This window comes from Allobosea lathyri (genome assembly GCF_900108245.1).
GTDB classification, from domain to species: domain Bacteria; phylum Pseudomonadota; class Alphaproteobacteria; order Rhizobiales; family Beijerinckiaceae; genus Allobosea; species Allobosea lathyri.
Map to the genome: position 1 here is coordinate 43,970 of NZ_FNUY01000015.1, position 25,565 is coordinate 69,534.

The 25,565-nt window shown below is 66.1% G+C and carries 24 protein-coding genes; 3 read left to right on the forward strand and 21 right to left on the reverse strand.

Annotation, left to right across the window (positions count from 1 at the left end; translation table 11 throughout):
* Together C4S73_RS24925 and C4S73_RS24930 are read right to left on the reverse strand one after the other, a co-directional pair.
* Complete coding sequence (locus tag C4S73_RS24925; RefSeq protein WP_103875293.1) at positions 1-1,740, reverse strand: adenylate/guanylate cyclase domain-containing protein; 1,740 nt, start codon at positions 1,738-1,740, stop codon at positions 1-3.
* A 58-nt stretch (positions 1,741-1,798) separates the two neighbouring features.
* Positions 1,799-2,779, reverse strand: a complete 981-nt coding sequence (locus tag C4S73_RS24930) for an ABC transporter substrate-binding protein (protein WP_103875294.1) — start codon at positions 2,777-2,779, stop codon at positions 1,799-1,801.
* 702 nt (positions 2,780-3,481) lie between these two features.
* On the opposite strand from C4S73_RS24930, the gene C4S73_RS24935 reads away from it, so the two are divergent.
* Positions 3,482-3,637 carry a DUF1127 domain-containing protein gene (locus C4S73_RS24935; RefSeq protein WP_103875295.1) on the forward strand — a complete coding sequence of 52 codons (156 nt, stop codon included), beginning with the start codon at positions 3,482-3,484 and terminating at the stop codon, positions 3,635-3,637.
* 166 nt (positions 3,638-3,803) lie between these two features.
* Positions 3,804-5,210 carry a methylenetetrahydrofolate--tRNA-(uracil(54)-C(5))-methyltransferase (FADH(2)-oxidizing) TrmFO gene (trmFO, locus tag C4S73_RS24940; protein ID WP_103875296.1) on the forward strand — a complete coding sequence of 469 codons (1,407 nt, stop codon included), beginning with the start codon at positions 3,804-3,806 and terminating at the stop codon, positions 5,208-5,210.
* Between the two features lie 86 nt (positions 5,211-5,296).
* Here trmFO and C4S73_RS24945 read toward each other — a convergent pair whose 3' ends face one another.
* The 5 genes from C4S73_RS24945 to yajC form a co-directional block, all read right to left on the reverse strand.
* Positions 5,297-6,208, reverse strand: a complete 912-nt coding sequence (locus C4S73_RS24945; RefSeq protein WP_425290376.1) for a phytoene/squalene synthase family protein — start codon at positions 6,206-6,208, stop codon at positions 5,297-5,299.
* 79 nt (positions 6,209-6,287) lie between these two features.
* A complete protein-coding gene (locus C4S73_RS24950) occupies positions 6,288-6,665 on the reverse strand; it encodes an Mth938-like domain-containing protein (protein ID WP_103875297.1) in 378 nt (125 codons plus the stop codon).
* A 17-nt stretch (positions 6,666-6,682) separates the two neighbouring features.
* Entirely contained in the window at positions 6,683-7,633 is a 951-nt protein-coding gene (gene secF / locus C4S73_RS24955) for a protein translocase subunit SecF (protein WP_103875298.1), read from the reverse strand.
* Positions 7,634-7,662: 29 nt separating this feature from the next.
* Positions 7,663-9,273, reverse strand: coding sequence for a protein translocase subunit SecD (gene secD, locus C4S73_RS24960; protein ID WP_103875299.1), 1,611 nt, complete (start codon positions 9,271-9,273; stop codon positions 7,663-7,665).
* Positions 9,274-9,496: 223 nt separating this feature from the next.
* Positions 9,497-9,880: a preprotein translocase subunit YajC gene (gene yajC, locus C4S73_RS24965; RefSeq protein ID WP_103875300.1), complete on the reverse strand. Its 384-nt coding sequence runs from the start codon at positions 9,878-9,880 to the stop codon at positions 9,497-9,499.
* Between the two features lie 212 nt (positions 9,881-10,092).
* Between yajC and C4S73_RS24970 the strand changes: the two genes are divergently transcribed.
* On the forward strand, positions 10,093-10,971 hold the full coding sequence (locus C4S73_RS24970; protein WP_103875301.1) for an ATP-binding protein: 879 nt from the start codon (positions 10,093-10,095) through the stop codon (positions 10,969-10,971).
* 245 nt (positions 10,972-11,216) lie between these two features.
* Here the strand turns inward: C4S73_RS24970 and C4S73_RS24975 are convergent, their stop codons facing one another.
* From C4S73_RS24975 to C4S73_RS25040, 14 genes are all read right to left on the reverse strand, one after another.
* A complete protein-coding gene (locus tag C4S73_RS24975; protein WP_244595779.1) occupies positions 11,217-12,344 on the reverse strand; it encodes a LysM peptidoglycan-binding domain-containing M23 family metallopeptidase in 1,128 nt (375 codons plus the stop codon).
* A gap of 351 nt (positions 12,345-12,695) precedes the next feature.
* Entirely contained in the window at positions 12,696-13,379 is a 684-nt protein-coding gene (locus C4S73_RS24980; RefSeq protein WP_103875302.1) for a protein-L-isoaspartate O-methyltransferase family protein, read from the reverse strand.
* 146 nt (positions 13,380-13,525) lie between these two features.
* The gene (gene surE, locus C4S73_RS24985) at positions 13,526-14,287 is read right to left on the reverse strand and encodes a 5'/3'-nucleotidase SurE (RefSeq protein WP_103875303.1); all 762 of its coding nucleotides are present in this window, start codon (positions 14,285-14,287) and stop codon (positions 13,526-13,528) included.
* 223 nt (positions 14,288-14,510) lie between these two features.
* Positions 14,511-15,812 (reverse strand): serine--tRNA ligase, encoded by a 1,302-nt coding sequence (gene serS / locus C4S73_RS24990; protein WP_103875304.1) that lies wholly within the window; start codon positions 15,810-15,812, stop codon positions 14,511-14,513.
* 262 nt (positions 15,813-16,074) lie between these two features.
* A complete protein-coding gene (locus tag C4S73_RS24995) occupies positions 16,075-16,359 on the reverse strand; it encodes a GIY-YIG nuclease family protein (RefSeq protein WP_244595780.1) in 285 nt (94 codons plus the stop codon).
* A 150-nt stretch (positions 16,360-16,509) separates the two neighbouring features.
* On the reverse strand, positions 16,510-17,325 hold the full coding sequence (gene tatC, locus C4S73_RS25000) for a twin-arginine translocase subunit TatC (protein WP_103875306.1): 816 nt from the start codon (positions 17,323-17,325) through the stop codon (positions 16,510-16,512).
* Positions 17,322-17,867, reverse strand: coding sequence for a Sec-independent protein translocase protein TatB (gene tatB / locus C4S73_RS25005; protein WP_103875307.1), 546 nt, complete (start codon positions 17,865-17,867; stop codon positions 17,322-17,324). The genes tatC and tatB overlap by 4 nt, the downstream gene beginning before the upstream one ends.
* 50 nt (positions 17,868-17,917) lie before the next feature.
* Positions 17,918-18,160: a twin-arginine translocase TatA/TatE family subunit gene (locus tag C4S73_RS25010; RefSeq protein ID WP_103875308.1), complete on the reverse strand. Its 243-nt coding sequence runs from the start codon at positions 18,158-18,160 to the stop codon at positions 17,918-17,920.
* A gap of 78 nt (positions 18,161-18,238) precedes the next feature.
* Positions 18,239-19,279 (reverse strand): ABC transporter ATP-binding protein, encoded by a 1,041-nt coding sequence (locus tag C4S73_RS25015; RefSeq protein WP_103875309.1) that lies wholly within the window; start codon positions 19,277-19,279, stop codon positions 18,239-18,241.
* Between the two features lie 273 nt (positions 19,280-19,552).
* Positions 19,553-20,245 carry an SMC-Scp complex subunit ScpB gene (scpB, locus tag C4S73_RS25020; RefSeq protein WP_244595781.1) on the reverse strand — a complete coding sequence of 231 codons (693 nt, stop codon included), beginning with the start codon at positions 20,243-20,245 and terminating at the stop codon, positions 19,553-19,555.
* A gap of 8 nt (positions 20,246-20,253) precedes the next feature.
* Positions 20,254-21,129 carry a segregation and condensation protein A gene (locus C4S73_RS25025; RefSeq protein WP_103875311.1) on the reverse strand — a complete coding sequence of 292 codons (876 nt, stop codon included), beginning with the start codon at positions 21,127-21,129 and terminating at the stop codon, positions 20,254-20,256.
* A gap of 223 nt (positions 21,130-21,352) precedes the next feature.
* The gene (nagZ, locus tag C4S73_RS25030) at positions 21,353-22,363 is read right to left on the reverse strand and encodes a beta-N-acetylhexosaminidase (RefSeq protein WP_103875312.1); all 1,011 of its coding nucleotides are present in this window, start codon (positions 22,361-22,363) and stop codon (positions 21,353-21,355) included.
* 172 nt (positions 22,364-22,535) lie between these two features.
* On the reverse strand, positions 22,536-23,630 hold the full coding sequence (locus tag C4S73_RS25035; protein ID WP_103875313.1) for a TRAP transporter substrate-binding protein: 1,095 nt from the start codon (positions 23,628-23,630) through the stop codon (positions 22,536-22,538).
* A 199-nt stretch (positions 23,631-23,829) separates the two neighbouring features.
* Entirely contained in the window at positions 23,830-25,545 is a 1,716-nt protein-coding gene (locus tag C4S73_RS25040) for an SPOR domain-containing protein (protein WP_160115907.1), read from the reverse strand.
* Between the last annotated feature and the right edge of the window lie 20 nt (positions 25,546-25,565).

The following is a 25,565-nucleotide window of genomic DNA, read 5'->3' on the forward strand; positions in this document are numbered from 1 at the left end:
CTATTGCCCGGCGCCGATGATCGCGGCGAAGACGGGCACGGGCTGGTCGAAACCCTTCAGGCTGCGTGGGTCCAGTTCGACAAGCGGCACGCGCGAACCGATAGCCTGAGCCGCAACGCGGTCGATCAGGATTTCGGAATCCTCGGCGCTCGAACACAGGCGCGAGGCGAGGTTCACAACATTGCCGATGGCGGTGTAGTCGAGCCGCCCCTCCGAGCCGATCCGCCCGACGGTCGCCGGCCCCATGGCGAGGCCGACGCCAAAGCCGAGCCGGTGGTCCAGCGCCCGCCAGCCGACCAGCAGCGTCTGCACGCTGGTTTGCATGTCGCTGGCCATCCTGACCGCGCGCAGGGCCGGGTCCGGGCAGGATACCGGCGCATTGACCAGCACCATCACCCCATCCCCGGAGAAGCTGGTCAGCGTGGCCTCATGCGCGCCGATCACCCTTTGAAGGGCGTCGTAATATTCGCCGAGCACACCCATGATGGTTTCGGGCTCTTCCCGGGCCGAGAAGGCGGTGAACCCGCGCAGATCGCAGAACACCACGACGACTTCGACGCGCCGCCCCTCGAGCACGCTGTCATCGCCGGTACGGTCGACCAGCTCGGCCACCTGCGGCGCCAGAAAGCGCCTGAGCCGGCTGATGCGCTCCGCGTGCTCCTGCGAGACGGCCAATTCGCCGGCCATCTCGTTGAAGCGGGTCGCGACCCGCTCGAATTCATCGCCCGTCGCAAGATCGATCCGGTGGTCGAACTGGCCCGCGCCGATCCGGGCGACACCGTCCTCCAGCAGGCGTATCGGCCCGATCATGCGCTGGGTCAGCCAGTAGGCGAGCAGCGCCGCCAGCGCCGCGCCGCCGATGAGCAACGCGCCGGTACGCCAGAGCGCGGCATGGATCGGCCCGAACGCCTCGGCCACGGGCTGCTTGACGATAACGCTCCAATCGACGCCGGGGATCGGCGCCATCGCGGCCAGCACCGTATTCCCCGCAATGTCCACGCCGGCAACCGCCTGGCCGGGCCGCGCCAGAATGGCCGCCCGCAAGGCCTTGAGCGGCCAGGTGGCCGCCTCGTCGGCGCGCAAGACCAGGCTGATATCGGGATGGGCAACGAGGCGTCCCGGCTGGTCGAGCACGAACGCCTCCCCGGTTTTCCCGACATGGATCGCCGAGACCACGTCCCAGATGAATTTGAGGTTGATCTCCGCGACCGTGACCCCGACCGCCGAGCGGTTGCCCGCCACTGCGATGGTCATATAGGGCTCCGACCCGCGATAGAACGTGACCGGGCCGAACCAGACCCGATTGCGGCGGGCGCCGATCACGGCTGGATTGGCCGACTGGTCATCGCCGCCCTCGACCCTGTTCAGGCCGATACGCGAGACGAACAGCCGTTCCCGGCCGGCAGCATCGATCAGGCTGAGGCTCACCACGGCAGGGACCTGACGCATGAGGCGCAAGGCATCAAGCCGGCGCCGCTCGTCGGCAGCGTCCGACCAAGGCAATTGCACGGTCCAGCCGAGCTGGTCGCGGATGCCTTCCATGAAGTCCTGGATCTTCGATGCCGCCGAGCGGGCTTCCGCCCCCAGAAGATCATTCAGCCTCGCGCGCTGGTCGTGATATCCGAACCACGCCTCGCTCCCGCCCGCGATGAGAAGCGGCACCACGACCGCCGCAAACAAGGCAAGGAAGTACTTCGTGAACAGCGAGGTTCGTTGGGCGACGGGAGAGTGTGTCACCATGTCAGCTCATGCGCCGGCCTCTCAGCCAGCTTGCTCGGGTCAGGTCATTCGAGAGTAGTCATTCGATCACGGCGTCGGCACTGCTCAAAATCGAGGGCGGAAAGGCAATGCCGAGCGCCTTGGCAGCCTTGAGATTGATGAACAGCTCGACTTTCGTGACCCGCTGAACCGCCAGATCGGCAGGCCGCTCGCCCTTGAGTATGCGACCGGCATACATCCCGGCGTGACGGTGCGACTGGTCGAAATCGCCGCCATAGCTCATCAGCCCGCCGGCTACGGGGAAGTCGCGCGATTGGGTGATGGCAGGCACGCCATGGCGGGCTGCGAGCGCGGCCAGTTGGCCGCTGCGATAGGCGAAATAGGGATCGGAGGTGAAGACCAGCCCACCCGCTTGCATCCCGGCGACAGCCGCGAACACGGCTTCGAATTCCTGTTCGGTGCTGGCGTTCAGAATGCGCAGCTGCAGTCCGAGGCTGCTGGCTCCCGCATGCAGGTTCGCCAGTTGGGAATTCGAGGTCGGGCTGGTCGGGTTGGCCGCAACCGCGAAAACCCGGTTGGCCGGAAAGAGCTCGTGCATGAACTCCAGCCGCTTGAGCGAGGCTTCCACACTCAGGCTCGACACGCCCGTGAGATTGCCGCCCGGCCGGGACAGGCTGCCGACCACGCCCAGCGCAATGGGATCGCCGCCCATCTCAAAGACGATCGGGATCGTCCTGGTCGCCGATTTGGCCGCCAGCGCAACCTCGGCGCCACCCGGCGCCACGATCACGGTCACCTGGCGATTGACGAGTTCTGTCGCGAGGGCAGGCAGCTGGCGGTATTGACCTTCCGCCCAGCGAAACTCGATCGCGACATTGCGCCCCGCGATATAGCCGGTCTCTGCCAGCCCTTCTCGGAACGCCTTGAGGCGACTGGCATAGGGTTCAGGGGATTCGGAGCCGAGATAGCCAATGACCGGCATGGCCAGCCGCTGAGCGCGGGCCGGAGTCATCCACGCTGCCGCACCGCCAAAGAGCGCGACGAATTCGCGCCGCCGCATAGCTCCGGTTCGACGAGCGGCGCAGGGCATGAAACGCAAGGCCATTCCCCCTTCCAACCAATACCGGCTGGTCTCCGGAAGCGCTCGATATGACCCCAATCGCTTTGGCACAGCATAGCCGCACCGCCGGCCTTGCGAAACCCGTTAACCACGATCCAGCCGCTTGGGCGCCGCAGCTTACGCGACCAGGGCAAGCGCATCGGAATCATACGGCTGGGCTGCGACGGAGCAGTGCTTCCAGCTCGTCGAGCACAGTGCGCCCGACAACGGGCCGCAAGCCCCGGTTGCCATGCGTCACACGCGCGTCGGCCCCTGCAGAAGAAGAATTTTAGCCCGCGCAGCCCGCCTGTGTCGGGGCTGGCGGCAAAAGGCCACACGGCCAAGCCGGGCCGTCTTTGACGTGTATCGGCAGACTGAGCAGGTGCAACATGCCTATTCCAAAGGCGATGACGGAATTTCTTAAGGCTCGAAAACTCGAATGACTACGAAATAGGCAGATCTCGAGTCGCAAACGCCACCCAGGGGAGCACGAAACGCGGGAGGTCTCATAAAAATGACCGATCCCTTAACTGACTATGCGCAAGACGCATAACGGAACTGATAACTCGCCTCTGTGAGAGGCAGAGTGGCTCGCCTATATGCAGTGCACAACGAATTCATCGCTGTCGGGACTAACCCCCGAAAGAACTTAGGAGAATTACAATGTTCGTCACCATGATCGCCGCCAAGATCCGCTCGTACCTGCGTTATCGTGAGACCGTCCGCGAGCTCTCGCGCCTGACCGATCGCGAGCTGGACGATCTGGGCCTGTCGCGTTCGGAGATCCCCTTCATCGCCCGTACGCACGCCGTCATCTGATATCCGAGCCTTCTACCGGCTCCGAATAGTTTCTCCCGGGTTCGCGTCCTCCCCGCGAACTTTGGTCGAAGAGCGAATGCCCGCTTTCGAGCGGGCATTTTGCGTTTTGGGCCGGAATTTTTGTCCTCCCCTTGACCTTCCGGCCCGCTGCGGACACATCCCAGCGATGGAACCCATTCACATCATCGGCGGCGGGCTTGCGGGCTCGGAGGCTGCCTGGCAGATCGCAGAGGCCGGCGTGCCGGTCGTGCTCCACGAAATGCGCCCGCAGCGCGGCACCGACGCGCACAAGACGCAAAGCCTGGCCGAGCTCGTCTGCTCCAACTCGTTCCGCTCCGACGATTCGCTAAGCAATGCGGTCGGCCAGCTGCATTGGGAGATGCGCCGGCTGAACTCGCTGATCATGGCCAAGGGCGACGCGCATCAGGTCCCGGCCGGCGGCGCGCTGGCCGTCGATCGCGACGGGTTTGCGGAAGGCGTCACGGCCGCGCTCGAAGCCCACCCACTGGTCACGATAGACCGGGCCGAGATCGCCGGCCTGCCACCTGCTGAATGGGACAAGGTCATCATCGCGACCGGCCCCCTCACCTCGCCCTCGCTGGCGCAGGGCATCCAGTCGCTGACCGGAGAAACCGAACTCGCCTTCTTCGACGCCATCGCCCCGATCGTGCATTTCGATTCGGTCGACATGGATCAGGCCTGGTTCCAGTCGCGCTATGACAAGGCGGGTCCGGGCGGCACCGGCGCCGACTACATCAACTGCCCGCTCGACCGCGACCAGTACGAGGCCTTCATCGACGCGCTGCTGGCGGCCGAAAAGACCGAGTTCAAGGAGTGGGAGGGCACGCCCTATTTCGACGGCTGCCTGCCGATCGAGGTCATGGCCGAGCGCGGGCGCGAAACACTGCGCTGGGGACCGATGAAGCCGGTCGGGCTGACCAACAAGCACAACCCGACGGTGAAGGCCTATGCCGTGGTGCAGCTGCGCCAGGACAATGCGCTGGGCACCCTGTTCAACATGACGGGCTTCCAGACCAAGCTGAAATATGGCGAGCAGGCCGCGATCTTCCGGATGATCCCGGGCCTCCAGAACGCCGAATTCGCAAGGCTCGGCGGCATCCACCGCAACACCTATCTCAACTCGCCCAAGCTGCTCGACGAGCGGCTGCGGCTGAAGGCCGATCCGCGCCTGCGCTTCGCCGGCCAGATCACCGGCTGCGAGGGCTATGTCGAAAGCGCCGCGATCGGCCTGCTGGCGGGCCGCATGGCCGCTGCCGAGCGCCTCGGCAACGAACTCGATCTGCCGCCTGCGACGACGGCGCTCGGCGCGCTGGTCAACCACATCACCGGCGGCCACATCGTCACCATCGACGAGGGGCCGCGCTCCTTCCAGCCGATGAACATCAATTTCGGCCTGTTCCCGCATATCGAGGGCCAGGCAACGCACGGCCCCGACGGCAAGAAGCTGAAGGGTCCCGCCAAGAGCGTCGCACGCAAGCACGCGCTGACCGCCCGGGCGAAGGTGGAGATGGACGCCTGGGCCGGCGGTGCGGCGGTTCAGGCGGCGGAGTAGTCGTCATTGCGAGCGTAGCGAAGCAATCCAGCGCTTCGCTCTACGTCCTCCTGGATTGCTTCGCTACGCTCGCAATGACGGGTAATTCAGCGCCCTGCCCGCGACGCGCGCCAGATCAGCCATTGCCGCTGCCAGGCAGGTAGCGTGATGATCGTGCGGTACGGGTCGTAGCCGCTGCGCTCCATCCGCTTGAGATAGGGCTCGACCAGCGCGACCGGCAAAAACGCCGGCATGACGGCCGAAGGCACGGTCTCACGCAGGTCGCGCAGCTTGGCCAGATGCGCGCGGGCGATGTCGCGCAGTTCCTTCAGCGAATAGAGCACGCCGGGCCCGCCGCGACCGCGCACGATATCATCCCGTGTGACACCGTTGCGGGACAGGATATCGGCGGGAATATAGACCTGCCCCTCGGCGGCATGCCAGGGAAAGGCCCGCATCAACCCGTTCAGCGCATAGGCGACGCCGGCATAGCCGGCAGCCGCGGCGCCGCCGGGATCGCGGCCATTGGCCAGGATGATCGAGGCGAGCCGGATCAGCGCGCTCGACGTTTCCCCCGCATACCCCTCCAGATCGCGTAGCGAGGGCATCGGATCGTCATAGAGATCGAAGACGCGCGCCTCGATCAGCGCGGTCAGGGGCGCGACCGGCAGACGATAGCGTTTGATGCTGTCGAGAAGGGCTGCCGCGACAGGATGAGCCTGCACCTCCCCTTGCGCATCCCCTTCGAGAAGATCGCGCCACCATTGCAGCCTGACCTCGCCGGGCAGCGGCTCGCTGACGAGCGCGCGCACGCGAGCGATTTCGTGGCTGAAGGCATAGAGCGCAAATAGCGACGGCCGCTGCGCCTCGGGAGCGTAGAGACCGGCGATATAGCGATCCTGATCGTGTTCGCGCACCAGCGAAGCGCAATGCGCATAGGCCGCCGGCAGCGCCGCAGGCGCGGTGTCACGGCGATCGTCGGTCTGCGTCTGCGGCATCATCCCGCCCTGGCCTGTCATCTGTCGGCCTCGCTCACCGGGGCATTGTAGGCCGAGCTTGGCCTGTAAGGCTACGCCTGCCGAACGGAGTTAGCGCACTCTATTCGACCGCGATCAGCGCCGCCGCGACTCGCCTGTCTTCGCCCACCAGCACATTATAGGTCCGGGCGGCCGCGCCTGTCGCCATGCCTTCGATCGTGATCCCGACCTGCCTGAACCTGTCACGCAAGACCGACGGAATGAAGGCAATGTCGTTGCCCGTCCCGATCAGCAGGAAATCGATACTCTCAGCCTCGTCGAGCACAGGCTGCAGGCTCTCAGGCGTGATGTCGGCGAAGCGCGTCACCGGCCAGATACGAATGCCGGCCGGCGTCACAAGCACCGAGCCACGATGGCTCATATCGGCGAAGCGGAAGCCACCGGCTCCGAACGCATCGAGTTGGTGGCGGCCGGGAAGAAAACCGTCGAAGCGCGCCATGACCGACGCCTTCTGCCTCAGCCCGCCTTCGCCTTGGCTCCGGCAGGCACCTTCTCGTCGGCCTGATCAAGCCGGCCGGACCGGACATCGAGATAGAGCAGCACAGGCGTCGAGATGAACATCGCCGAATAGGTGCAGACCACCACGCCAAACAGCATGACAAGCGCGAAGCCCTCGATCGCCGAGCCGCCGAACAGCACGAGCGCGATGAGCGCGAGCACGGTCGTGGTCGAGGTGATCGCAGTGCGCGACAGGGTCGAGTTGACCGAGAGGTCGAGCAGATCGGCCACCGGCATGGCCTTGTAGCGCCGCAGCAATTCGCGCGTGCGGTCGAACACCACCACGGTCTCGTTCAGCGAATAGCCGACGATGGTCAGGATCGCCGCGATCGAGGTCAGGTTGAATTCGAGCTGCGTGATCAGGAAGAAGCCCATCGTCAGCACGATGTCGTGCAGCGTGCCGAGGATCGCGCCGATGGCGAGCGGCATCTCGAAGCGGAACCAGAGATAGATCAGCACGCCGACGATCGCGAGAACGACGCCGAGCGCGCCGGCCTGCACCAGCTCTCCGGAGACACGCGGGCCGACCGTCTCGACCCGGCGGAAATCGTAAGCCGACGCGAACGCCTCGCGCGCCTTGACCACGACCTGCTGCTGCGCCACCTCGCCACCCGGCTGCAGCGCAAAGCGCATCGAAATCTCGCCGCCGCTGCCGAACTCCTGCACCTCCGCCTCGCCGAAGCCGAGGCCGTGCGCCGTCTGGCGCACGGAAGCGATGTCGGGCCGGCCCGCCTTGGCCTGCATCTCGATCAGCGTGCCGCCCTTGAAGTCGATGCCGAAATTCAGGCCGATCGTCAGGAAGAGCGTGATCACCAGGATCGAGTAGGCCGCCGAAAACGGATAGCTGAACCAGCGGAAACGGACGATCTTGAAGGTGGTATTGTCGGGAACGATGCGAAGCAGACGCATGCGCTATCTCCTCAAAGGGGTTGCTTGCGTCAGAACGGAAGGGCTTTGGGCCGAGCCCAGCGATACCACAGCGCGATCAGCATCCGCGTCAGCGTCACGGCCGTGATCACGGTCGTGAGAATGCCGAGGATGAAGACGACGGCGAAGCCGCGGACAGGTCCCGAGCCGAGCGAGAACAGCGCCACGGCCGCGATCAGCATCGTGACGTTGGAATCGATGATCGTGGCGAAGGCGCGCTGGAAGCCGGCCTCCAGGGCGGAGACGAGAGATCGGCCCTGATGCTCCTCCTCGCGCATGCGCTCATAGATCAGCACGTTGGAATCGACTGCCGTACCGATGGTGAGCACGATGCCCGCAATGCCCGGCAGCGTCATCGTCGCGCCCAGCACCGACATCAACCCGAAGATCAGGCAGACATGGACGAGCAGCGCGATCGAGGCGATGAAGCCGAACACGCCATAGGTCAGGATCATGTAGAGGATGACGAGCACGGTCGCGATCAGGGTCGCCATCTTGCCGGCCTGGATCGAATCCGCGCCGAGGCCGGGGCCGACCGTGCGCTCCTCGACGATCGTCATCTTGGCCGGCAGCGCGCCTGCACGCAGCAGGATCGCGAGGTTGTTGACGGCCTCGACGGTGAAGTTGCCCGAGATCTGGCCCGAACCGCCGGTGATCGGCGACTGGATGACCGGCGACGAGATCACCTTGTTGTCGAGCACGATCGCCAGCGGGCGGCCGAGATTTTCCGTCGTCGCCTGCCCGAAGCGCTGCGCGCCGCGGATGTTGAAGCGGAAATTCACGATCGGCTGGCTGGAGCGCGAATCGAAGGCGGGCTGCGCATCGACGAGATCAGCGCCCTCGACGATGACGCGGCGCTCGACCGGCACCAGAGCGCCGCCCGAATCCTGCGACGGCAGCATGTCGACATCGCCGCCCTGATTGTCGGCGACCATGCGGAACTGGAGCTTCGCGGTCTGGCCCAGAATGTCCTTGAGCCGCTGCGGGTCCTGCAGGCCCGGCACCTGAACCAGAATACGATCGAGGCCCTGGCGCTGGATGTTCGGCTCGGTCGTGCCCAGCGCGTCGACGCGACGGCGCAGCACTTCCATGGCCTGCTCGACCGCGCGACGAACGCGCTCATTGGCGCCGGCCTCGCTGACCGAGAGCTGGACCAACCCGTCCGGCTGCTCCGAGATCTCGATCGTGTTGTTGCCCGACGGCCCGAAGGCGCCGAGCGTTCCCACAGGCTGCGCCAGTTCACGCAGCTTCGGCATCAGCCTCGCCCGGTCGGCGGCATCCGGCACGCGAACCTGCACGCCGCGCGCCGTCATGCCGATACCGCCCTGGAAGGCGATGCGCTCGTCACGCAGGATGCGGCGCAGATCGTCGCGCAGCTGCGTCACCTGGCTGCGCACGAGGTCCGCTCGGTCGATCTCGAGCAGCACATGCGAGCCACCCTGCAGGTCGAGCCCCAGCACAACCGCATGGATCGGCAGCAGGATGCGCGGGATCCAGGATGGGGCGCCCACCTCGATGGCCTTGCGCGTCTCGGGCGAAAACAGGTTCGGCAGAGCGAAACCGCAGCCGAAGAGTAGCACGAGCAGGACGAGGATGACCTTGCGGGTCTGGAAACGAAGCATCTGCGTGAACAGCCTTGTTGTCGCGCGCCGGCCCCTCACAGGGTCGGGCGTCGTTCGAGAGCATGACGACTTAAGTCAGAAACGCCTCGTCATCCTGGACAAGCGGCGAAGCCGCGCAGCTCCGGGATCCATCAAAGGACGATGTCGAGGCCTTCGATGGATCCCGGGACGACCTGCGGTCGCCCAGGATGACGGCTGTGTTTCCATGCCAAATCATCATGCTTCAGCTCTTGACCGGCTCGCCCTTGGTGCGGACGTCCTGGATCATGCCCTTGACCAGACGGACACGCACGCCGTCAGCGATCTCGGCTTCGATCTCGCCGTCGTCGATGACCTTCGAGACCTTGGCGACCATGCCGCCGGCGGTGACCACCGTGTCGCCACGACGCACGTTCTTGATCATTTCCTGATGCGTCTTGGCGCGCTTCTGCTGCGGGCGGATGATCAGGAACCACATGATCACGAAGATCAGCAGGAACGGCACCAGCTGGAGCAGCATGTCGGTGCCGCCACCGGCTCCGGTTGCCTGGGCGAAAGCGGGGGTGATCACGAAAGAAACTCCTTCATCGCAGCGGCGCAGCACGCCGCCGGCCGCAGGGCGCGGCATAAGCATCGTCAGGCCAGAAAATCGCGCGGACTATAGCCAGCGACACCGGTAAATCAATCAGAGGCGGCCGATCGCCCGGCCACGCCCCTCACCTATGGTCTTGGCGCCATTCGCGCAATGGCCTTGCGCTTTGCAACACAGTGCAGTTAACGGTGCGTTTGACCGTACCGCCGGGTACGGTTGCCAGACCGACCGTTCGAAGGCGCTCCACGATGACCGACATCGCCACCGACCAGACCCTCGAAACCCTGCTGCGCATCGCCTCTGCGCTGGAGCGCATCGCTCCGCCGCCGCGCAAGCCCGTGGATATGACGATCGCCGACGCCTTCGTCTGGCAGCCGGCCGGGCCTGAGCTCGCGCCTGTCGCCAAGGTCAATCGCGTTGCCCTGTCGCTTTTGCGCGGCGTCGATCGTGTGCGCGACACGCTGGCCGAGAATACCGAGCGCTTCGCACGGGGACTGCCGGCCAACAATGTCCTGCTCTGGGGCGCGCGCGGCATGGGCAAGTCGTCGCTGGTGAAATCTGTACACGCCGACACCAACAAGCGACTGGCAGGCGAAGCCCTGCCGCTGAAGCTGATCGAGATCCACCGCGAGGACATCGAAAGCCTGCCCGCGCTGATGGGGCTGCTTCGGCCCGACCGGCACCGCGCCATCGTCTTCTGCGACGATCTCTCCTTCGACGGAGAGGACACCTCCTACAAGTCGCTGAAGGCGGCACTGGATGGTGGCGTCGAGGGGCGGCCCGAAAACGTCGTGTTCTACGCCACCTCGAATCGCCGCCACCTGATGCCGCGCGACATGATGGATAATGAGCGCTCCACGGCGATCAACCCCGGCGAGGCGATCGAGGAAAAGGTCTCGCTGTCGGACCGTTTCGGCCTCTGGCTCGGCTTCCACAAATGCAGCCAGGACGAATATCTGGAGATGATCGACGGCTATGTCGGCCATTTCGGACTGGCGATCGCGCCCGATGAGCTACGCCGCGAAGCACTGGAGTGGTCGACGACGCGCGGCAGCCGCTCGGGCCGCACCGCCTGGCAGTACATCCAGGATCTGGCGGGGCGGCTGGGAACGAAGCTCGGCGAATAGCGCCTCGTTCATCACATACGCGCCGTCATCCCGGACAAGCCGCGAAGCGGCGCCGATCCGGGATCCATCGAAGGGCGCCAGCGCTCTACGATGGATCCCGGATCTCCGCTTTGCTGCGTCCGGGATGACGGAGCTTCGCCATGGCCAAGGTCGCATAAAAACGAAACGGGACGGCCTCTTTCCTGGGACCGTCCCGCTCTTGTTCCGATCGGCGGGGTCTCGCGAATACCGATCGAAGTGTAAGCTCAGTTGTTGAGATAAGGCGTCGGATCGACCGGGGCCGAGCCCTTGCGCAGTTCGAAATGCAGCTGCGGCGAGGAGACGTTGCCGCTCTGGCCGGAGCTTGCGACGACCTGACCGCGCTTGACGGTTTCGCCGCGCTTCACCTTCAGGTCGCCATTATGGGCGTAGGCCGAGACATAGCCGTTGGGGTGACGGATCAGCACCAGATTGCCGTAGCCCTTCAGCTCGCTGCCGGCATAGGCGACGGTACCGCCCTCGGCAGCCTTGACCGGCGTGCCTTCCGGCACGGCGATGTTGATGCCCTCATTGCCGCCCTTGCCGCTATAGCCGGCGATGACGCGGCCGCGAGCCGGCCAGCGGAAGTCGGCCTTGTCGGACGCTTCTTCCGGCTTGGGGATGCTGGCGGTGGTCTTGGGCTCGGGCGTGGGCTCCGGAGCGGATTTCGGGATGGCGCTGACCTTGGGTTCGGTGGCAGGCGCGCTGGCGACGACGACCGGCTTGGCCTTCTCCGGGACGGGAGCGGGCACAGGCTTCTTCGCCTCTGCGACGACCGCCTTGGCAGCAGGCGCAGCGGCAACCGGCGCAGATTTGCGGGCTTCGGCCTTGGCCTTGGCCTCGGCGGCGAATTTTGCCCGCGAGTCGCGCATGGCCTGGGCATCGGCCGCAGCCTTCACCTTGGCATCGGCAGCGGCATTCGCCTTGGCTTCCGCCGCGGCCTGCGCCCTCGCCCGAGCGTCGGGCACGGCTGCAGCCACAGTCGGACGGGACGTTGCAGAAGCAGCAGCCGGTCCGGCGACGAAGCGGGTCGTTTCGGTGCGCGCGGGGGCTGGTGCCTGCGCAACCTGGTGAGCGACTGGCGCCGAGCCCGAAGCGTTGTAGACCGGAATCATCAAACGCGAGCCGGGAGCAACGTTCGTGTTGGAGAGACCATTCGCCGACATCAGCGCCGAACGCGGCACGCCATAGCGTGAGGAGAGGACATCGAGCGTCTCGCCCTGGGCAACGACGACCGGTGTGCCGCCCTGGGCCGACCAGCCGGCGGCATTGCCGCTGACCGGCTGCGGCGCCGTGCTGCGCAGGGCCACGGCCGATTGCGGCGGCGGCAGAGGCTGCGAGCGCACGCTGCTCATAGCCGGGGCCGGCTGCAGTGGCGCGCTTGCGATCGAACCCGTCGTGACTGGATCGCGACCGTTCGACGGCGCCTGTGCAGTCTTGAAGGGACTTGCGAAGGGAGCCTCGGTGAAGCGCATCGTCTCCGAAGAGCAGGCGCCAACACTCAGGGCAAGCAGACAGACCGTCGACACACGGCGGACGACGCAGGGATTGATCAATCCGGCTTGAATACGCATGGACAGAGTACTCGCGAACAACGCAACTCGATGGGGATCATTAAAGTCCCGTTCAGGTTACGAAAGCGTTTCGCCTCGGACTCGGCCTTCACCTTTTTTCGATTTTGTCGCAGCCGGCTCAACAAGCCCGGCTCAGAGCGCCCGTGCAAGCCCCGGCGCCAGCGGCGGCAGGCGCACGACCGGCCCCAACGCATGATCGAAGCTGCCATCGGCCAGCCGCGTCACCACCACGCGCCGCGCCACGCCCTCGACGCGGATCGCGCCGACGAGCCGCCCGCTGGGCGAAAGCCGCGCGAGCAGGGCTTCGGGCACCGCATTGGCCACGCCATTGACCAGCACCCGGTCGAACCGCCCCAGCGTGCGGTCGGGCTGGAAGCCGTCGGCATGGCGCAGATCGATGACTGCCTCGAAGCCGGTGCCGGCGACGCGCTCATGGGCAGCCAGCGCCAGCGTGCGGTAGCGTTCGAGCGACACCACCTCCCCGCCCATGGCCGCGAGCAGGGTGGATACATAGCCGGAGCCGGTGCCGACCTCGAGCACACGGGCCGACGGCTGCATCTCAAGCGCCGTCAACAGGCTGGCCACGGTATGCGGCGCCGTCATCGTCTGGCCGCAGGGCAGCGGCACCGAAACATCCTGTCGCGCGAGATCGGCGAAGCGGGAGGGAGCGAAACGTTCGCGCGAGACGCGCTCCATGGCGCGCAGCACGGTAAGATCGCGCACGCCCTGCGCTCGCAGCGACAGCAGGAACGCGACCGTGCGTTCGCCCTCGCTGGCCGGCGCGTCTTCGGTTTCGGTGGGGTGTTCGACGGTCATGATACCCTCAGCCCTCATCCTGAGCGGCCGCACAACGGCGTCTCGAAGGATATTCCAGGATGCTCCCGAATCCACTGGAGCACCCTTCGAGACGCGCTCTGCGAGCGCTCCTCAGGATGAGGGCCGAGACAAGGGCGGACATCGGCTCAAGCAAAAACCCGCGCAAATCGCGTCAGCGTCGGCTCATGCGTCAGGTCGAGTTCGAGCGGCGTCACCGAGATCCTGTTCTCCGACAGGGCGCGCAGATCGGTGCCATTGGCCGGCTCGCTCTTGCCGCGCGAGAAGGCTATCCAGAAATACGGGTTCCCGCGCCCGTCCTGGCGCGGCTCCAGCCGCATCAGTTCCTGGTCGCGCCGGCCCTGCACGGTGACGGCCACGCCCTGCACCTCGGAAGGCGCGACATTCGGGAAATTGAGGTTGAACAGGATGCCATCGGGAATCCCCTCCTCCAGCAGGCGCCGGATGATGCCGGGCGCATGATGCTCGGTGCAGTCCCAGTGGATCTGGTCGCGCCCGGCGGGGCCATAGGCCTGGCTGACCGCGATCGAGGGGATACCGAGCAGCGTCCCCTCCATCGCCGCGGCGATGGTGCCGGAATAGGTCACGTCCTCGGCGACGTTCTGGCCGCGATTGACGCCCGACAGCACGAGATCGGGCCGCGCGCCGATCATGATCGAGCGAGCGGCCATGATGACGCAATCGGTCGGCGTGCCCGCCACCGCATAGCGGTGCTCGCTGATCTTGCGCAGCCGCAGCGGGTTCGAGAGCGAGAGCGAATGCGCGACGCCGGACTGGTCGGTCTCGGGCGCGACGACCCAGACATCATCCGAGAGCTGCGCCGCGATGCGCTCAAGAACCGTCAGGCCCTCGGCATGGATGCCGTCATCATTGGTGACGAGAATGCGCATGGTCAGAAGTCTTTCATCATCAGACGAACGAAGCGGCGAACCGCGACAGACCCCCTCTCCCCTCGCGGGAGAGGGTTGGGGTGAGGGGGCGCGCGACGCTGCTCATGCTCGGTTGCAAAGTCAGAAAACGGAAACGTCACGGCGCCCCTCATCCGGCCGCTACGCGGCCACCTTCTCCCGCCTGGGGAGAAGGGAAGAGGCGCCCTGTGGCCGTCGACCGGCATCACGCCTTCTCGATCTTCGTCACGCCGCGCATATAGGGCACCAGGGCATCCGGCACGGAAATCGAGCCATCGGCGTTCTGGTAGTTTTCCATCACGGCGATCAGCCCGCGGCCCACTGCCGTGCCCGAGCCGTTCAGCGTGTGCAGGAAGCGCGGTGCGCCGCCCTCGCTCGAACGGTAGCGTGCATTCATGCGCCGCGCCTGGAAATCGCCGCAGACCGAACAGGACGAGATTTCGCGATAGGTCTTCTGGCCGGGCAGCCAGACCTCGATATCGTAGGTCTTCTGGCTGGCGAAGCCCATATCGCCGGTGCACAGCGTCATCACGCGATAATGCAGATCGAGCTTTTTCAGCACGGCCTCGGCGCAGGCGAGCATGCGCTCATGCTCTTCCAGCGACTTGTCGGGCGTCGTGATCGAGACAAGCTCGACCTTCTCGAACTGGTGCTGGCGCAGCATGCCGCGCGTATCGCGCCCGGCCGAGCCGGCCTCGGCCCGGAAACAGGGCGTCAGCGCGGTGTAACGGCGCGGCAGCTCTTCCTCCGAAAGGATCGATTCGCGCACGAGATTGGTGAGCGGGACCTCGGCCGTGGGGATGAGCCAATGGTCGTCGCCGGCCCTGAACTGGTCGTCCCGGAACTTCGGCAACTGCGCCGTGCCGAACATCGCATCGTCCCGCACCATCAGCGGCGGGTTGACCTCGGTATAGCCATGCTCCTCGGTGTGAACATCGAGCATGAACTGCCCGATCGCCCGGTTGAGCCGTGCGATCTGCTGGTTCAGCACCACGAAACGCGAACCCGAAAGCTTGGCCGCCGTCTCGAAATCCATCTGGCCGAGCGCTTCGCCGAGTTCGTAATGCTCCTTGGGCTTGTTGACGCCGATGAGCCGTCGGCCGGTCTCCTCCGGCTTCTCGCCATGCGTCGACTTCACGACATTGCCGTGCTCGTCCGCGCCCTCGGGCACATCGTCGTTCGGGATATTGGGAATAGCGGCAAGCTGCTCGTTCAGCGCCTCGACCGCAGCCTTCTCCTCGGCTTCCAGCGCGGGCGCCAATTCCTTCAGGCTGGCGACTTCGGCTTTCAGGCTCTCGGCGAGCGCGACATCCTTCGCGCCCATCGCCTTGCCGATGTCCTTGGACAGCGCGTTGCGCCGCTCCTGCGCGTTCTGCGCCTTGGCGATGGCCGAGCGACGGGTATCGTCGAGATCGAGCAGCGACTTCGACAGCGGCGACAGCCCCCTGCGCTTCAAGCCGGTGTCGAACGCCTCGGCGTTCTCGCGAATCCATTTGATGTCATACATCGTCGTCAGGCCATGCCGTCGCTGCGGAAGTGCAGCGCCTGATGCTCTAGACCGGGATCGCGTCCGGGGGAACTGGCAACGTTGCTTGCAGGCATCGCGAGAATCAGCCCGTCATCCTGGACAAGCCGCGAAGCGGCGCAGCTCCGGGATCCATCGGAGGGCTCAACGCCTTACGATGGATCCCGGGACTTCGCGATGCGAAGCCCAGGATGACGATGCGGGCGAAACAAATGAATTTGCATGATCGACCGAGGCGGCAAGATCAATCAAGATGGATTGTATCGTAAAGATCGCGCCAATCAGGATTACAGCTTTCGATCAAGGAGATCTTTCGCTCTCGGCGCCACCGCTTCATCAGTTTCTCCTGAGCGATGGCCTCATCCGCGCGCTCGAAGCGCTCCGCATAGACGAGGTGGGTCACGGCATATTTGTTGGCAAACCCGGAGCCGCGCCCCTCGCGATGCTCGGTGACGCGTCTGCTCAAACTGTTGGTGACACCAACATAGAGAGTCCCGTTCCAGCCACTTGCCATGATGTAGACCCACATGGCCCTGACCTCCCGCGTCATTACGGGCGTCGCGAAGCGGAGACCCGGAATCCATCGTAGAGCGCAGGAGCCTTCCGATGGATCCCGGATCGGCGCCGCTTGCGCGGCTTGTCCGGGATGACGGCGCGGTTGAACGAGCAGCGAAAAGCCTCACTCCGCCGCGGCATCCTCCGCCGCTTTCGCAGCTGCGCGCTTCCCCTCGACATAGCGCACGGAGAATACCGACAGCTCGTAGAGCAGCAGCATCGGCACGGCGAGCATGAGCTGGGAGATGACGTCGGGTGGGGTCAGCACCGCCGCGATGACGAAGACGAAGACGATCGCGTAGCGGCGCTTGTCCTTGAGGAACTGCGAATCGATGATGCCAGCCTGCCCGAGCAGCGTCAGCACCACCGGCAGCTGGAACGCCACGCCGAAGGCGAAGATCAGCGTCATAATCAGCGAGAGATATTCGCTGACCTTGGGCAGCAGCGCGATGCCGGCCTGCCCCTCGGTCGCCGCCTGCTGCATGCCGATCGAGAACTTCATCAGCACCGGCATGGCGAAGAAGAACACCATGGCGGCGCCGGCCACGAAGAAGAATGGCGTCGCCACGAGATAGGGCGCGAAGGCCTGTTTCTCGTTCTTGTAGAGCCCCGGAGCGACGAATTTGTAGATCTGCGTCGCAATCACCGGAAAGGCGAAGAAGCCCGCCCCGAAGGCCGCGATCTTGATCTGCGTGAACAGATATTCCAGCGGCGCGGTATAGATCAGCTGGACATTGGCGCCCGGCCCGGCCGCCCAGACATAAGGCAGCACCAGGATGTTGTAGATCTGCGTCGCAAAGGCGAAGCAGATGAAGAACATCAACAGGAACGCGATCAGCGACTTGATCAGCCGCGAGCGCAGTTCGATCAGATGGTCGATCAGCGGCGCGCGCGAGGCCTCGATCTCGTCCTCGCCATCCTTCACATTGACGACGCTCATGCCTGGCTCTCCTCGCCGGGCACGGCGGCCTTGGGCTTGCGCTTGCGGGCAGGCTTGGCGGCTTCTGCTTCAACGACTGGCTCGGGCTCGGCCGCAACCTCGGCCTTCGCCTTGCGCACCCGCTTGGGCTTGGGCGCGGCCGCAACCTCCGGCTCTGGAGTCGCGACGTTGGAGGGCGCGATATCGACCGGGGGCAGCGGCCCCGGTCCGGGCAGCGCCGCCAGCTTCGCCTCGGCCTCTTTCAACGCCGCATCATCCAGCGCGACGGATGCCGGCGGGTCCTTGGGCATGTCGATCGGCTTATAGTCGCTCATCGCGCTCGATACCGAGCCGCCGACATCCTCGACCTGCTTTTTCAGGTCGTGCAGTTCGGCTTCGCGCATCGCGTCGTTGAACTGGCCCTGGAACTCGCTGGCCATGCGCCGGATTTTTCCGACGGCCTGACCCACGGTGCGCATGGCTTTAGGCAGATCCTTGGGGCCGATCACGACGAGCGCGACCGCCCCGATCAGCATCAATTCGCTCCAGGCGATGTCGAACATCGATGGCTCGTCCTCTCAACCGCTCGCCGTCAAAGGCGGGCAGCGCGCCATCAGGCCTTGTGCTCGGCCTTGGCCTGAGCGGGAGTTGTCGGCTGCTGATCGATGATCCGCGGATCGGCCGGGGCCGCGCTCGGCGGCGGGGTGACCGGCTCTTCGTCCTCGGCCATGCCCTTCTTGAAGGATTTGATGCCCTTGGCGACGTCGCCCATAAGTTCGGACACCTTGCCGCGCCCAAACAGCAGCATCACGATGACGCCGACAACGATCCAGTGCCAAATGCTTACGCCACCCATGGCGAACTCCTCCGAATTGCAGTGCGGCCGGGGGCAGCTCCCTTAAGTGCTTGCCCGGCCAAGTTCTTGTGGCGGAACCTATGTGTCCCCCGCAGGGAACACAAGAACTTCGTCCGACGGAATATCGACGCCGACATCCTCGCCTTCCCGGATCGAGCCGGCCAGCGAGGCGCGCACCGACAGCGGCCTGTCGAAACCGTCGACCGCGACGAGGATATGATCGACTTCGCCGAGGAAGCGCCGCGTCACGACACGGCCGGGAAGGCAATAGCCGTTGGGCACGAGCCTGACCGCATGGGGCCTGATGCAGACGATCGCGTCGGAGCCCTCCGTCAGCCCCTTGACCGGGAATCGCCCGAGAGGCGTATCCACCGCCTTGCCCGAAACCCTGCCCTCGACTTCGGTAAAATCGCAGAAAAATCGGGCGGCAAAGAGGCTGGCCGGCCGACGGTAAAGTTCTTCCCCCGTCCCGACCTGCACGATTCGGCCCGCGCGCATCAGCACGATCCGGTCGGCGATACGCATCGCATCCTCAGGATCATGGGTCACGATGATCGAAGTTGCGCCGGTTTCCTGCAGCAGGGCCGCGGTTTCGTCGCGAACCACGTCGCGCAGGCGGCGGTCGAGGTTCGAGAACGGCTCGTCCATCAGCAAGACGCCGGGACGTGGCGCGACGGCCCGCGCCAGCGCGACGCGCTGCTGCTCGCCGCCCGAGAGCATATGCGGATAGGAATCGGCGAGATCCGCGAGGCCGACCCGCGCGATCGCCCGCAGCGCGGTCGCGTCGGCCGAGGCCTCGCCATAGCCGCGCAGCCCGAATCGGACATTCTCCCGCACGCTCAGATGCGGGAAGAGCGCATAATCCTGGAAGACCAGACCGACGCCACGCTGCTCCGGCTCGACGAAGCTGCCGGGCGAGGACACATCCCTCCCTTCGAGCAGGACGCGGCCCGCATCGGGCCGCTCGACACCCGCCGCCAGCCTGAGCAGCGTCGTCTTGCCGCAGCCCGATTGGCCGAGAAGTGCGACGATCTCGCCGGGTTCGACGGCAAGCGTGACCTCGCTCAACGCCTCGACCTCGCCGAAACGTTGCGTCACGCCCTCAAACGCCAGCGCCATGGGGATTGCGGCGCCGGCCGTGCCGCGCCGTCCCCAACTCAGCCACCGCGCCTTGGTCTCGTTGCGAGCCAATCAATATCTCCGTCCTGATTGCAATCCTCATCGTCATCCTGGCCGAAGCGAAGCGGAGCGCCGGGATCCATCATAGAGCGCACGGCGCCCTATGATGGATCCCGGATCTGCGCCGCGGAGCATTTCCTTGGGCCTGCCGAAGGCAGGACCCGAGGGCGGCTTGTCCAGGATGACGGCGGCGGATGGCGCGACCGGTATGCCTCACTCATCCGCCCTGTGCGGCCCGCCATCGCCGTCGTCAAGCGGGCTGAACAGATCGCCGAGCGGGTCCTCGTCGGCGCGCAGGTCGGGATCGTCATCGGGCACAGGCACCGTGAGGTCGCGCGTGAGGCGCCCTTCGATGAATCCCGCGCCCTTGAGTTCGTCGAGGCCGGGCAGATCGTCGATCCGGTCGAGCCCGAAATGGTCGAGGAAACCCGGCGTGGTCCCGAAAGTGACCGGGCGTCCCGGCGAACGCCGGCGCCCGCGCAGGCGCACCCAGCCGGCTTCGAGGAGAATGTCGAGCGTGCCCTTGGCGGTCGCGACGCCGCGAATCTCCTCGATCTCGGCGCGCGTCACCGGCTGGTGATAGGCGATGATCGCGAGCACCTCGAGCGCGGCGCGCGACAATTTGCGCGGCGGCTCGGCTTCTGCCGCCAGCAGGTAGCCGAGATCGGGAGCCGTCCGAAACGCCCAGCCGCCCGCGACCTGGCGCAGATTGACGCCGCGCGGCGCGTAAATGGCCGCCAACCGGTCCAGAACCTCGCCGATGGCGATGCCTGAAGGCACCGAACGCGCCAGTTCCTCGGCCGATAGCGGCGCTGTCGAGGCGAACAGCAGGGCTTCGACGATGCGCGCGGCCAGCGCGAAGGCTTCCGCCCCGCCGCTATCCTCATCCTCGAACGGTTCCGTCATCGCGACCGTCATGAAGCGTCCCGGCCCGCAGGCGGCGGGCTCATCAGCGGCAGGCTCGTCAGTGGCAGGCTCGTCAGTGGCAGGCTCGGCGGCCGGGCCGAGCGGCGTCGGATATAGAGCGGCGCAAAGGCCTCTTCCTGACGCAGATCGAGCTCCCCTTCCCTGACCATCTCCAGCATCGCCGAGAGAGCCGATGCCCTGACGGTCGCCGCCATCTCGCGGGGCGGCAGCCCATGCGAGGTCATGTAGCGGGCGAGATAAGGGTCGATCGCGGTCCAGTCGCCGGCTTCCCCAACGAGCCGTCGCAACGCATCCCGCGCTTCGACCAGCGACCAGACGACGCGGTGGCCGACCGAGATGTGCCCCTGCACGCGCTTCTGCCGCTGGTGCGCGTAAGCCGCAAGCAGATCGTAGAGCTCGGCCTCCCAGACCGGGCGCGCACCGGCCACCACAGCCTCCGGTGCGCCGCGCTGGAAAACGTCCTGCCCCAGCCGCTCACGCGAGGCGAGCAGGCGAGACGCGGCCCGGATCGCTTCCAGACGGCGCAGTCGCAGCGCCAGCGCGGTGGCGAGATCGGCCGCGCTCGGCTCCTCGCCCTTGGGAGGTTCCGGCAGCAGCAGCCGCGATTTGAGATAGGCGAGCCAGGCCGCCATCACGAGATAATCGGCCGCGAGTTCGAGCCTCAGCGCTCGTGCCTGCTCGACGAAGACGAGATATTGCTCGGCCAGCGCCAGGATCGAGATGCGATGAAGATCGACCTTCTGCCGCCGGGCGAGATCGAGCAGCAGATCGAGCGGACCTTCATAGCCGTCGACATCGACGACCAGCGCCGGCTCGTCGTCCCGGCGCGGCGCATCATCCTCGAATGGCAGTTCGGCTGCCATGAATGGCCTGCCCCTTTGTCCCCACCGCACCTGCGCGCCTCACAGCCCTCATCCTGAGGAGCCGCGAAGCGGCGTCTCGAAGGATGCTCCCGGTGGCTCCGGAAGCATCTGGAGCATCCTTCGAGACGCAGCCTGAAGGCTGCTCCTCAGGATGAGGGCTGTGGGGTCGGAACAGGCGCCAAGCCCCAAGGATACGTTCCGCTGTTCAGGTGTTCAAGGCAAGTCAGGCGTTTAAGGCAAGCGCGCTCGCGAGCTGCGCCCGCACGGCCTCGACGTCGAGCGGTTCAGGCTCGTGGCGGATCCGGCCCAGCGCCGTAGCGGCACGCCGGGCGCGCGCGCCCTTCATCTCCGGCACGGCGCCGGCGATCGCGATCATCTCATCCATGATGCCATGGCAATGCAGCACGACATCGACACCGGCCCGGATCGCCGCCGAAGCCTTCGCGGCGGAATCGCCCGACAGCGCCTTCATCGAAATGTCGTCGGTCATGATCAGCCCGTCGAAGCCGAGCTCGCCGCGCATGACATCGCGCACGACCTTGCGGGAGACCGTCGCCGGGTTCCTGGCATCGAGCGCCGTGAAGACGACATGCGCGGTCATGGCCAAGGGCATGTCGGCGAGATGGCGGAACGGCCGGAAATCATGCTCGCGCAACGTCTCGATCGAGGCCTCCACCACGGGCAGATGGTGATGGCTGTCCGCCTTGGCCCGGCCGTGACCGGGCATATGCTTGATCACGGGCAGGACACCGCCGGCCAGCAGCCCTTCGGCCGCCGCGCGCGCCAGCCGCGCCACCATATCGGGCTCATGCGCATAGGCGCGATCGCCGATGACGTCATGGCTGCCCGCCACCGGCACGTCGAGCACCGGCAGGCAATCGACGTCGATGCCGACGCTTTTGAGGTCATGCGCCATCAGCCGCGCCGAAAGCCGGACGATCTCGCGCTGCGCAACCGGGTCGTTGATGCCGAGAAAGGTCCGCGCCGCCGGATAGGCCGGCCAGTTCGGCGGCGCCATCCGCTGCACACGGCCCCCCTCCTGATCGATCAGGACCGGCGCATGCCAGCCGACCGTGGCGCGCATCTCGGCCGTCAGCGCCGCGATCTGCTCGGGCGTCTGCGTATTGCGCCTGAACAGGATGAAGCCCCAGGGGCGCGCATCCCGGAAGAAGGCACGCTCGTCGGGGGTGAGGCTCGGGCCGAGGCAGCCGGCGATGAAGGCGCGGGAGGTCATGTCTACTGCGTTAGGAAGCGGCAGGCCTATGGTCAACCCTCCGCCGTCATCCCGGACAAGCCGCGTAGCGGCGGCGATCCGGGATCCATCGTCGGGCAAGGTGCTCTACGATGGATTCCGGGTCTCCGCTGCGCTGCGCCCGGAATGACGGCGGAGGGCTTTTTTCTAACCCTCAGCGCATCTGCTGGGCCATCTGGGCGTTGAAGGCGTCGAAGGGCAGCTCCGCGACGCGGAACCAGAGCTGTTCCTTCTTCCAGTAAGGCAGGTACGAATCATAGAAGGTCTTGAAGGCCGGGTTCTTCGCCGCGAGCTCGGCATAGAGCGCATAGGCTTCCTTGAACGCGGCGAGCATCACGTCCTGCGGGAAGGGACGCAATTCAGCCCCGGCACCTGCAAGCCGCAGCAGCGCGTCGGGATTGCCATGGTCGTATTTCGCGACGCAGAGCGCATTGGCTTCCGCGCAGGCGGATTCGAGGATCGCCTTGTAGGCCGGCGGCAGCGCGTTCCACTTTTCCAGGTTCACGATGAAGCTGACATTGGCGCAGCCCTCCCAGAAACCGGGGTAGTAATAGTACTTCGCCACGCGCTGGAAGCCGAGCTTCTCGTCATCGAGCGGGCCGGAAAACTCGACCGCATCGAGCGTACCGCGCTCCAGCGCCGGATAGATGTCGCCGCCGGCGATCTGCTGCGGCACCACGCCGAGCTTGGCCATGATCTGCCCGCCCATGCCGGCGATACGCATCTTCAGACCCTTCAGGTCCTCGAGCGTCTTGATCTCCTTGCGGAACCAGCCGCCCATCTGCGCGCCGGTGTTGCCCGAGGGGATCGTGTAGAGATTATAGGTTTTCATGAAGGCGCGGCAGAGCTCGAGCCCGCCGCCGGAATAGAGCCAGGCGTTCTGCTGGCGCGTATTGAAGCCGAAGGGCAGCGAGGTCTCGAAGGCGAAGGCCGGGTCCTTGCCGATATAGAAGCTCGACAGCGTGTGGCTGCATTCCACCGTGCCGTTCTGGACGGCATCGAGCGCCTGCAGGCCGGGCACGATTTCGCCGGGTGCAAAGACCTGGATCTGGAACTGGTTGTCGGTGGCCTCGGCGACGCGCTTGGCGACCTGCGTCGAGAGCCCGAACAGGGTGTCCAGGCTCTTCGGATAGCTTGAGGTCAGCCGCCAGGTCACCTTGGGCTGCGACTGCGCGAGGGCCGGTGCGGCGATGACTGCACTGCCGGCAGCGCCCGCTCCTGCGGTCTTGACGAATTGGCGGCGGTCCATGGGTATCCTCCTGATTGTTGATCTTTGCCGTCGGGCGCCGTCGAGGGCGCCGCGGACGGCTTGTAGGCGACGCTAATCGCACGAAACGCAGTCGAGAACCACAGCGGCGCGGCAGCTGCATGTGTGCAGCGCAACACGACAAAAAACCGGCGGCGCAGGGCGCCGCCGGTTGGCAAATCGTCTCAGTGCTGACGCAGTGTCAGTTCTTGGCGATGAAGCACTGGCCGCCGGCGGCCTGCAGCTGCGTGCACATCGTCGTGGCGTCATCCCGCGAATAGGGACCGACGCGCAGGCGGTAGACAGTCTTGCCACCGGCCAGATCGGTCTTGCGCACGATCGGCGACTGGCCGCCGAGCTGTCCCGGATATTTGCGCTGCAGGGCTGCGAAGGTGGCGCGAGCCTCCGATTCGCTGCCGGGCGCGGCGAGCTGCACGGAGAAATCGCCCGTGCCGCTGCGAATCGCGGCTGTCGCCGGTGCAGGAGCCGCGGCGGCAGGGGCCGGAGCGGCGCTGGCGACCCGCGGCGGAGCCGAGGGGGTCGTCGCCGCAGGCGGCGTCGCCACGCGCTCCTGAACCTTGGGCTGGTCAGGCGTCGCGGCCGGGCGCGGACGAGGCTGCGCCCCGCTGATCGCCGTCGACGGATTGCCCGTCCCGACCATGCTCGGCCGAACCTGGGTCGAACCGGTCGCGAGCGGCTGTCCGCCATTCTCATAGGCTGCGATAGCCGCTCCCGGCGCCGCAGACGGCGACCCATCCGGCCTGATCGAGACCGTGCGGACCCTGCGCGGCTCGCCGAGGCCTGGCACCGGCGGAACCGGTGTCAGCGCCGTCTCCGAGGGAGTGGCGATTCGCGCAGGTGCAGCCGGCGCCTGCGCCAGCGGATTGCTGGCAGAGGTGTCGGCCGGGGTAACAGCAGAGCCCGGGCCGGGCAGGACGACACGCGCCGGCATCGAGCGCGCCGCCTGCTGGACATCGACAGGCTGCTCCTCGCGGCTGACCACCTTGGTCTGCCCGGCAGCGCTGTCGCCGCCGACCCGCTCGTAGATCTGCTTGTTCTGGTTGGGAATCTCGGCACCGCCGGGATTGACCGGCTCGACCTTGGTCGGCCCGCGATCCGCCGAGATCATCGGCGGCTGGCCGTCCTTGGTCACGGTGGGACCGCGAAATGTCATGACGCCACCAACGCCGATCAGGCCGACCGCGATCAGCGCCGCAGCCGTCCAGAGCCCCTTGCGCGAGCGTCGCGGCTCTAGATCGGGCATATCCTCATCGGCCATCTGCGCCCCTTCGGGCTGGCCGTGCTGATCATAGCCATAGGGGGCGTAAGCCGGCGCGCCATAGCCGCCCGCATCCTGATCAAGATCGCGCGGCGCAGCCGTCACGCCTTGAATCGACGCCGGGCGCGAATAAGCCTGCTGCGCGGGTTGTCCGAAGTCCTGATCACCGAAATCCTGTTCGGCGGGTGGGACATAGGCCTCTGCCGAGGCGGGCACGTTCGCTGCGGCCTCTGCGCGTGGGCCGTCCGTGCGGCGAAGCAGCGCCTCGAACTCGTCCAGCGCACCGCGCAATTCGGCAGGCGGCGCGGATGCCGAGACCGGAACAGGCTGGCGGGGCGGAACGTTCGGGAAAGCCGGCTCCTGCCGGTCGTAGGCAGGCTCCTGCCGGTTGTAGGCGGGCTCTTGCCGGGCAACCGGCCAGGCCTGCACGGGCTGACTATGAACAGGCTGGGACGCGGCCGGCGCATGGCCACGGCTGGCGAAAATATCCTTCAGCGGATCATCCTGCCCGACGATGCGTGTCAGTTCCGCGAGCGGATCGGCAGGCTGCCCGACCTTGGGCGCCTGCCCTGCCCCACGAAGCTGGCGCTCGAGATCTTCGAGATCGAGCGCGAAACGGTTTCTTGCTGGCTCACTCATGGCATGATCCATTCCAGCGC

Excerpts from the sequence above, each read along its gene's own strand:
- C4S73_RS24925 (WP_103875293.1), bottom strand. The coding sequence starts at position 1,740 with ATGGTGACACACTCTCCCGTCGCCCAACGAACCTCGCTGTTCACGAAG.
- C4S73_RS24930 (WP_103875294.1), bottom strand. The coding sequence starts at position 2,779 with ATGCGGCGGCGCGAATTCGTCGCGCTCTTTGGCGGTGCGGCAGCGTGG.
- C4S73_RS24935 (WP_103875295.1), top strand. The coding sequence starts at position 3,482 with ATGTTCGTCACCATGATCGCCGCCAAGATCCGCTCGTACCTGCGTTAT.
- trmFO (WP_103875296.1), top strand. The coding sequence starts at position 3,804 with ATGGAACCCATTCACATCATCGGCGGCGGGCTTGCGGGCTCGGAGGCT.
- C4S73_RS24945 (WP_425290376.1), bottom strand. The coding sequence starts at position 6,208 with ATGACAGGCCAGGGCGGGATGATGCCGCAGACGCAGACCGACGATCGC.
- C4S73_RS24950 (WP_103875297.1), bottom strand. The coding sequence starts at position 6,665 with ATGGCGCGCTTCGACGGTTTTCTTCCCGGCCGCCACCAACTCGATGCG.
- secF (WP_103875298.1), bottom strand. The coding sequence starts at position 7,633 with ATGCGTCTGCTTCGCATCGTTCCCGACAATACCACCTTCAAGATCGTC.
- secD (WP_103875299.1), bottom strand. The coding sequence starts at position 9,273 with ATGCTTCGTTTCCAGACCCGCAAGGTCATCCTCGTCCTGCTCGTGCTA.
- yajC (WP_103875300.1), bottom strand. The coding sequence starts at position 9,880 with ATGCCGCGCCCTGCGGCCGGCGGCGTGCTGCGCCGCTGCGATGAAGGA.
- C4S73_RS24970 (WP_103875301.1), top strand. The coding sequence starts at position 10,093 with ATGACCGACATCGCCACCGACCAGACCCTCGAAACCCTGCTGCGCATC.
- C4S73_RS24975 (WP_244595779.1), bottom strand. The coding sequence starts at position 12,344 with ATGAGCAGCGTGCGCTCGCAGCCTCTGCCGCCGCCGCAATCGGCCGTG.
- C4S73_RS24980 (WP_103875302.1), bottom strand. The coding sequence starts at position 13,379 with ATGACCGTCGAACACCCCACCGAAACCGAAGACGCGCCGGCCAGCGAG.
- surE (WP_103875303.1), bottom strand. The coding sequence starts at position 14,287 with ATGCGCATTCTCGTCACCAATGATGACGGCATCCATGCCGAGGGCCTG.
- serS (WP_103875304.1), bottom strand. The coding sequence starts at position 15,812 with ATGTATGACATCAAATGGATTCGCGAGAACGCCGAGGCGTTCGACACC.
- C4S73_RS24995 (WP_244595780.1), bottom strand. The coding sequence starts at position 16,359 with ATGTGGGTCTACATCATGGCAAGTGGCTGGAACGGGACTCTCTATGTT.
- tatC (WP_103875306.1), bottom strand. The coding sequence starts at position 17,325 with ATGAGCGTCGTCAATGTGAAGGATGGCGAGGACGAGATCGAGGCCTCG.
- tatB (WP_103875307.1), bottom strand. The coding sequence starts at position 17,867 with ATGTTCGACATCGCCTGGAGCGAATTGATGCTGATCGGGGCGGTCGCG.
- C4S73_RS25010 (WP_103875308.1), bottom strand. The coding sequence starts at position 18,160 with ATGGGTGGCGTAAGCATTTGGCACTGGATCGTTGTCGGCGTCATCGTG.
- C4S73_RS25015 (WP_103875309.1), bottom strand. The coding sequence starts at position 19,279 with ATGGCGCTGGCGTTTGAGGGCGTGACGCAACGTTTCGGCGAGGTCGAG.
- scpB (WP_244595781.1), bottom strand. The coding sequence starts at position 20,245 with ATGACGGAACCGTTCGAGGATGAGGATAGCGGCGGGGCGGAAGCCTTC.
- C4S73_RS25025 (WP_103875311.1), bottom strand. The coding sequence starts at position 21,129 with ATGGCAGCCGAACTGCCATTCGAGGATGATGCGCCGCGCCGGGACGAC.
- nagZ (WP_103875312.1), bottom strand. The coding sequence starts at position 22,363 with ATGACCTCCCGCGCCTTCATCGCCGGCTGCCTCGGCCCGAGCCTCACC.
- C4S73_RS25035 (WP_103875313.1), bottom strand. The coding sequence starts at position 23,630 with ATGGACCGCCGCCAATTCGTCAAGACCGCAGGAGCGGGCGCTGCCGGC.
- C4S73_RS25040 (WP_160115907.1), bottom strand. The coding sequence starts at position 25,545 with ATGAGTGAGCCAGCAAGAAACCGTTTCGCGCTCGATCTCGAAGATCTC.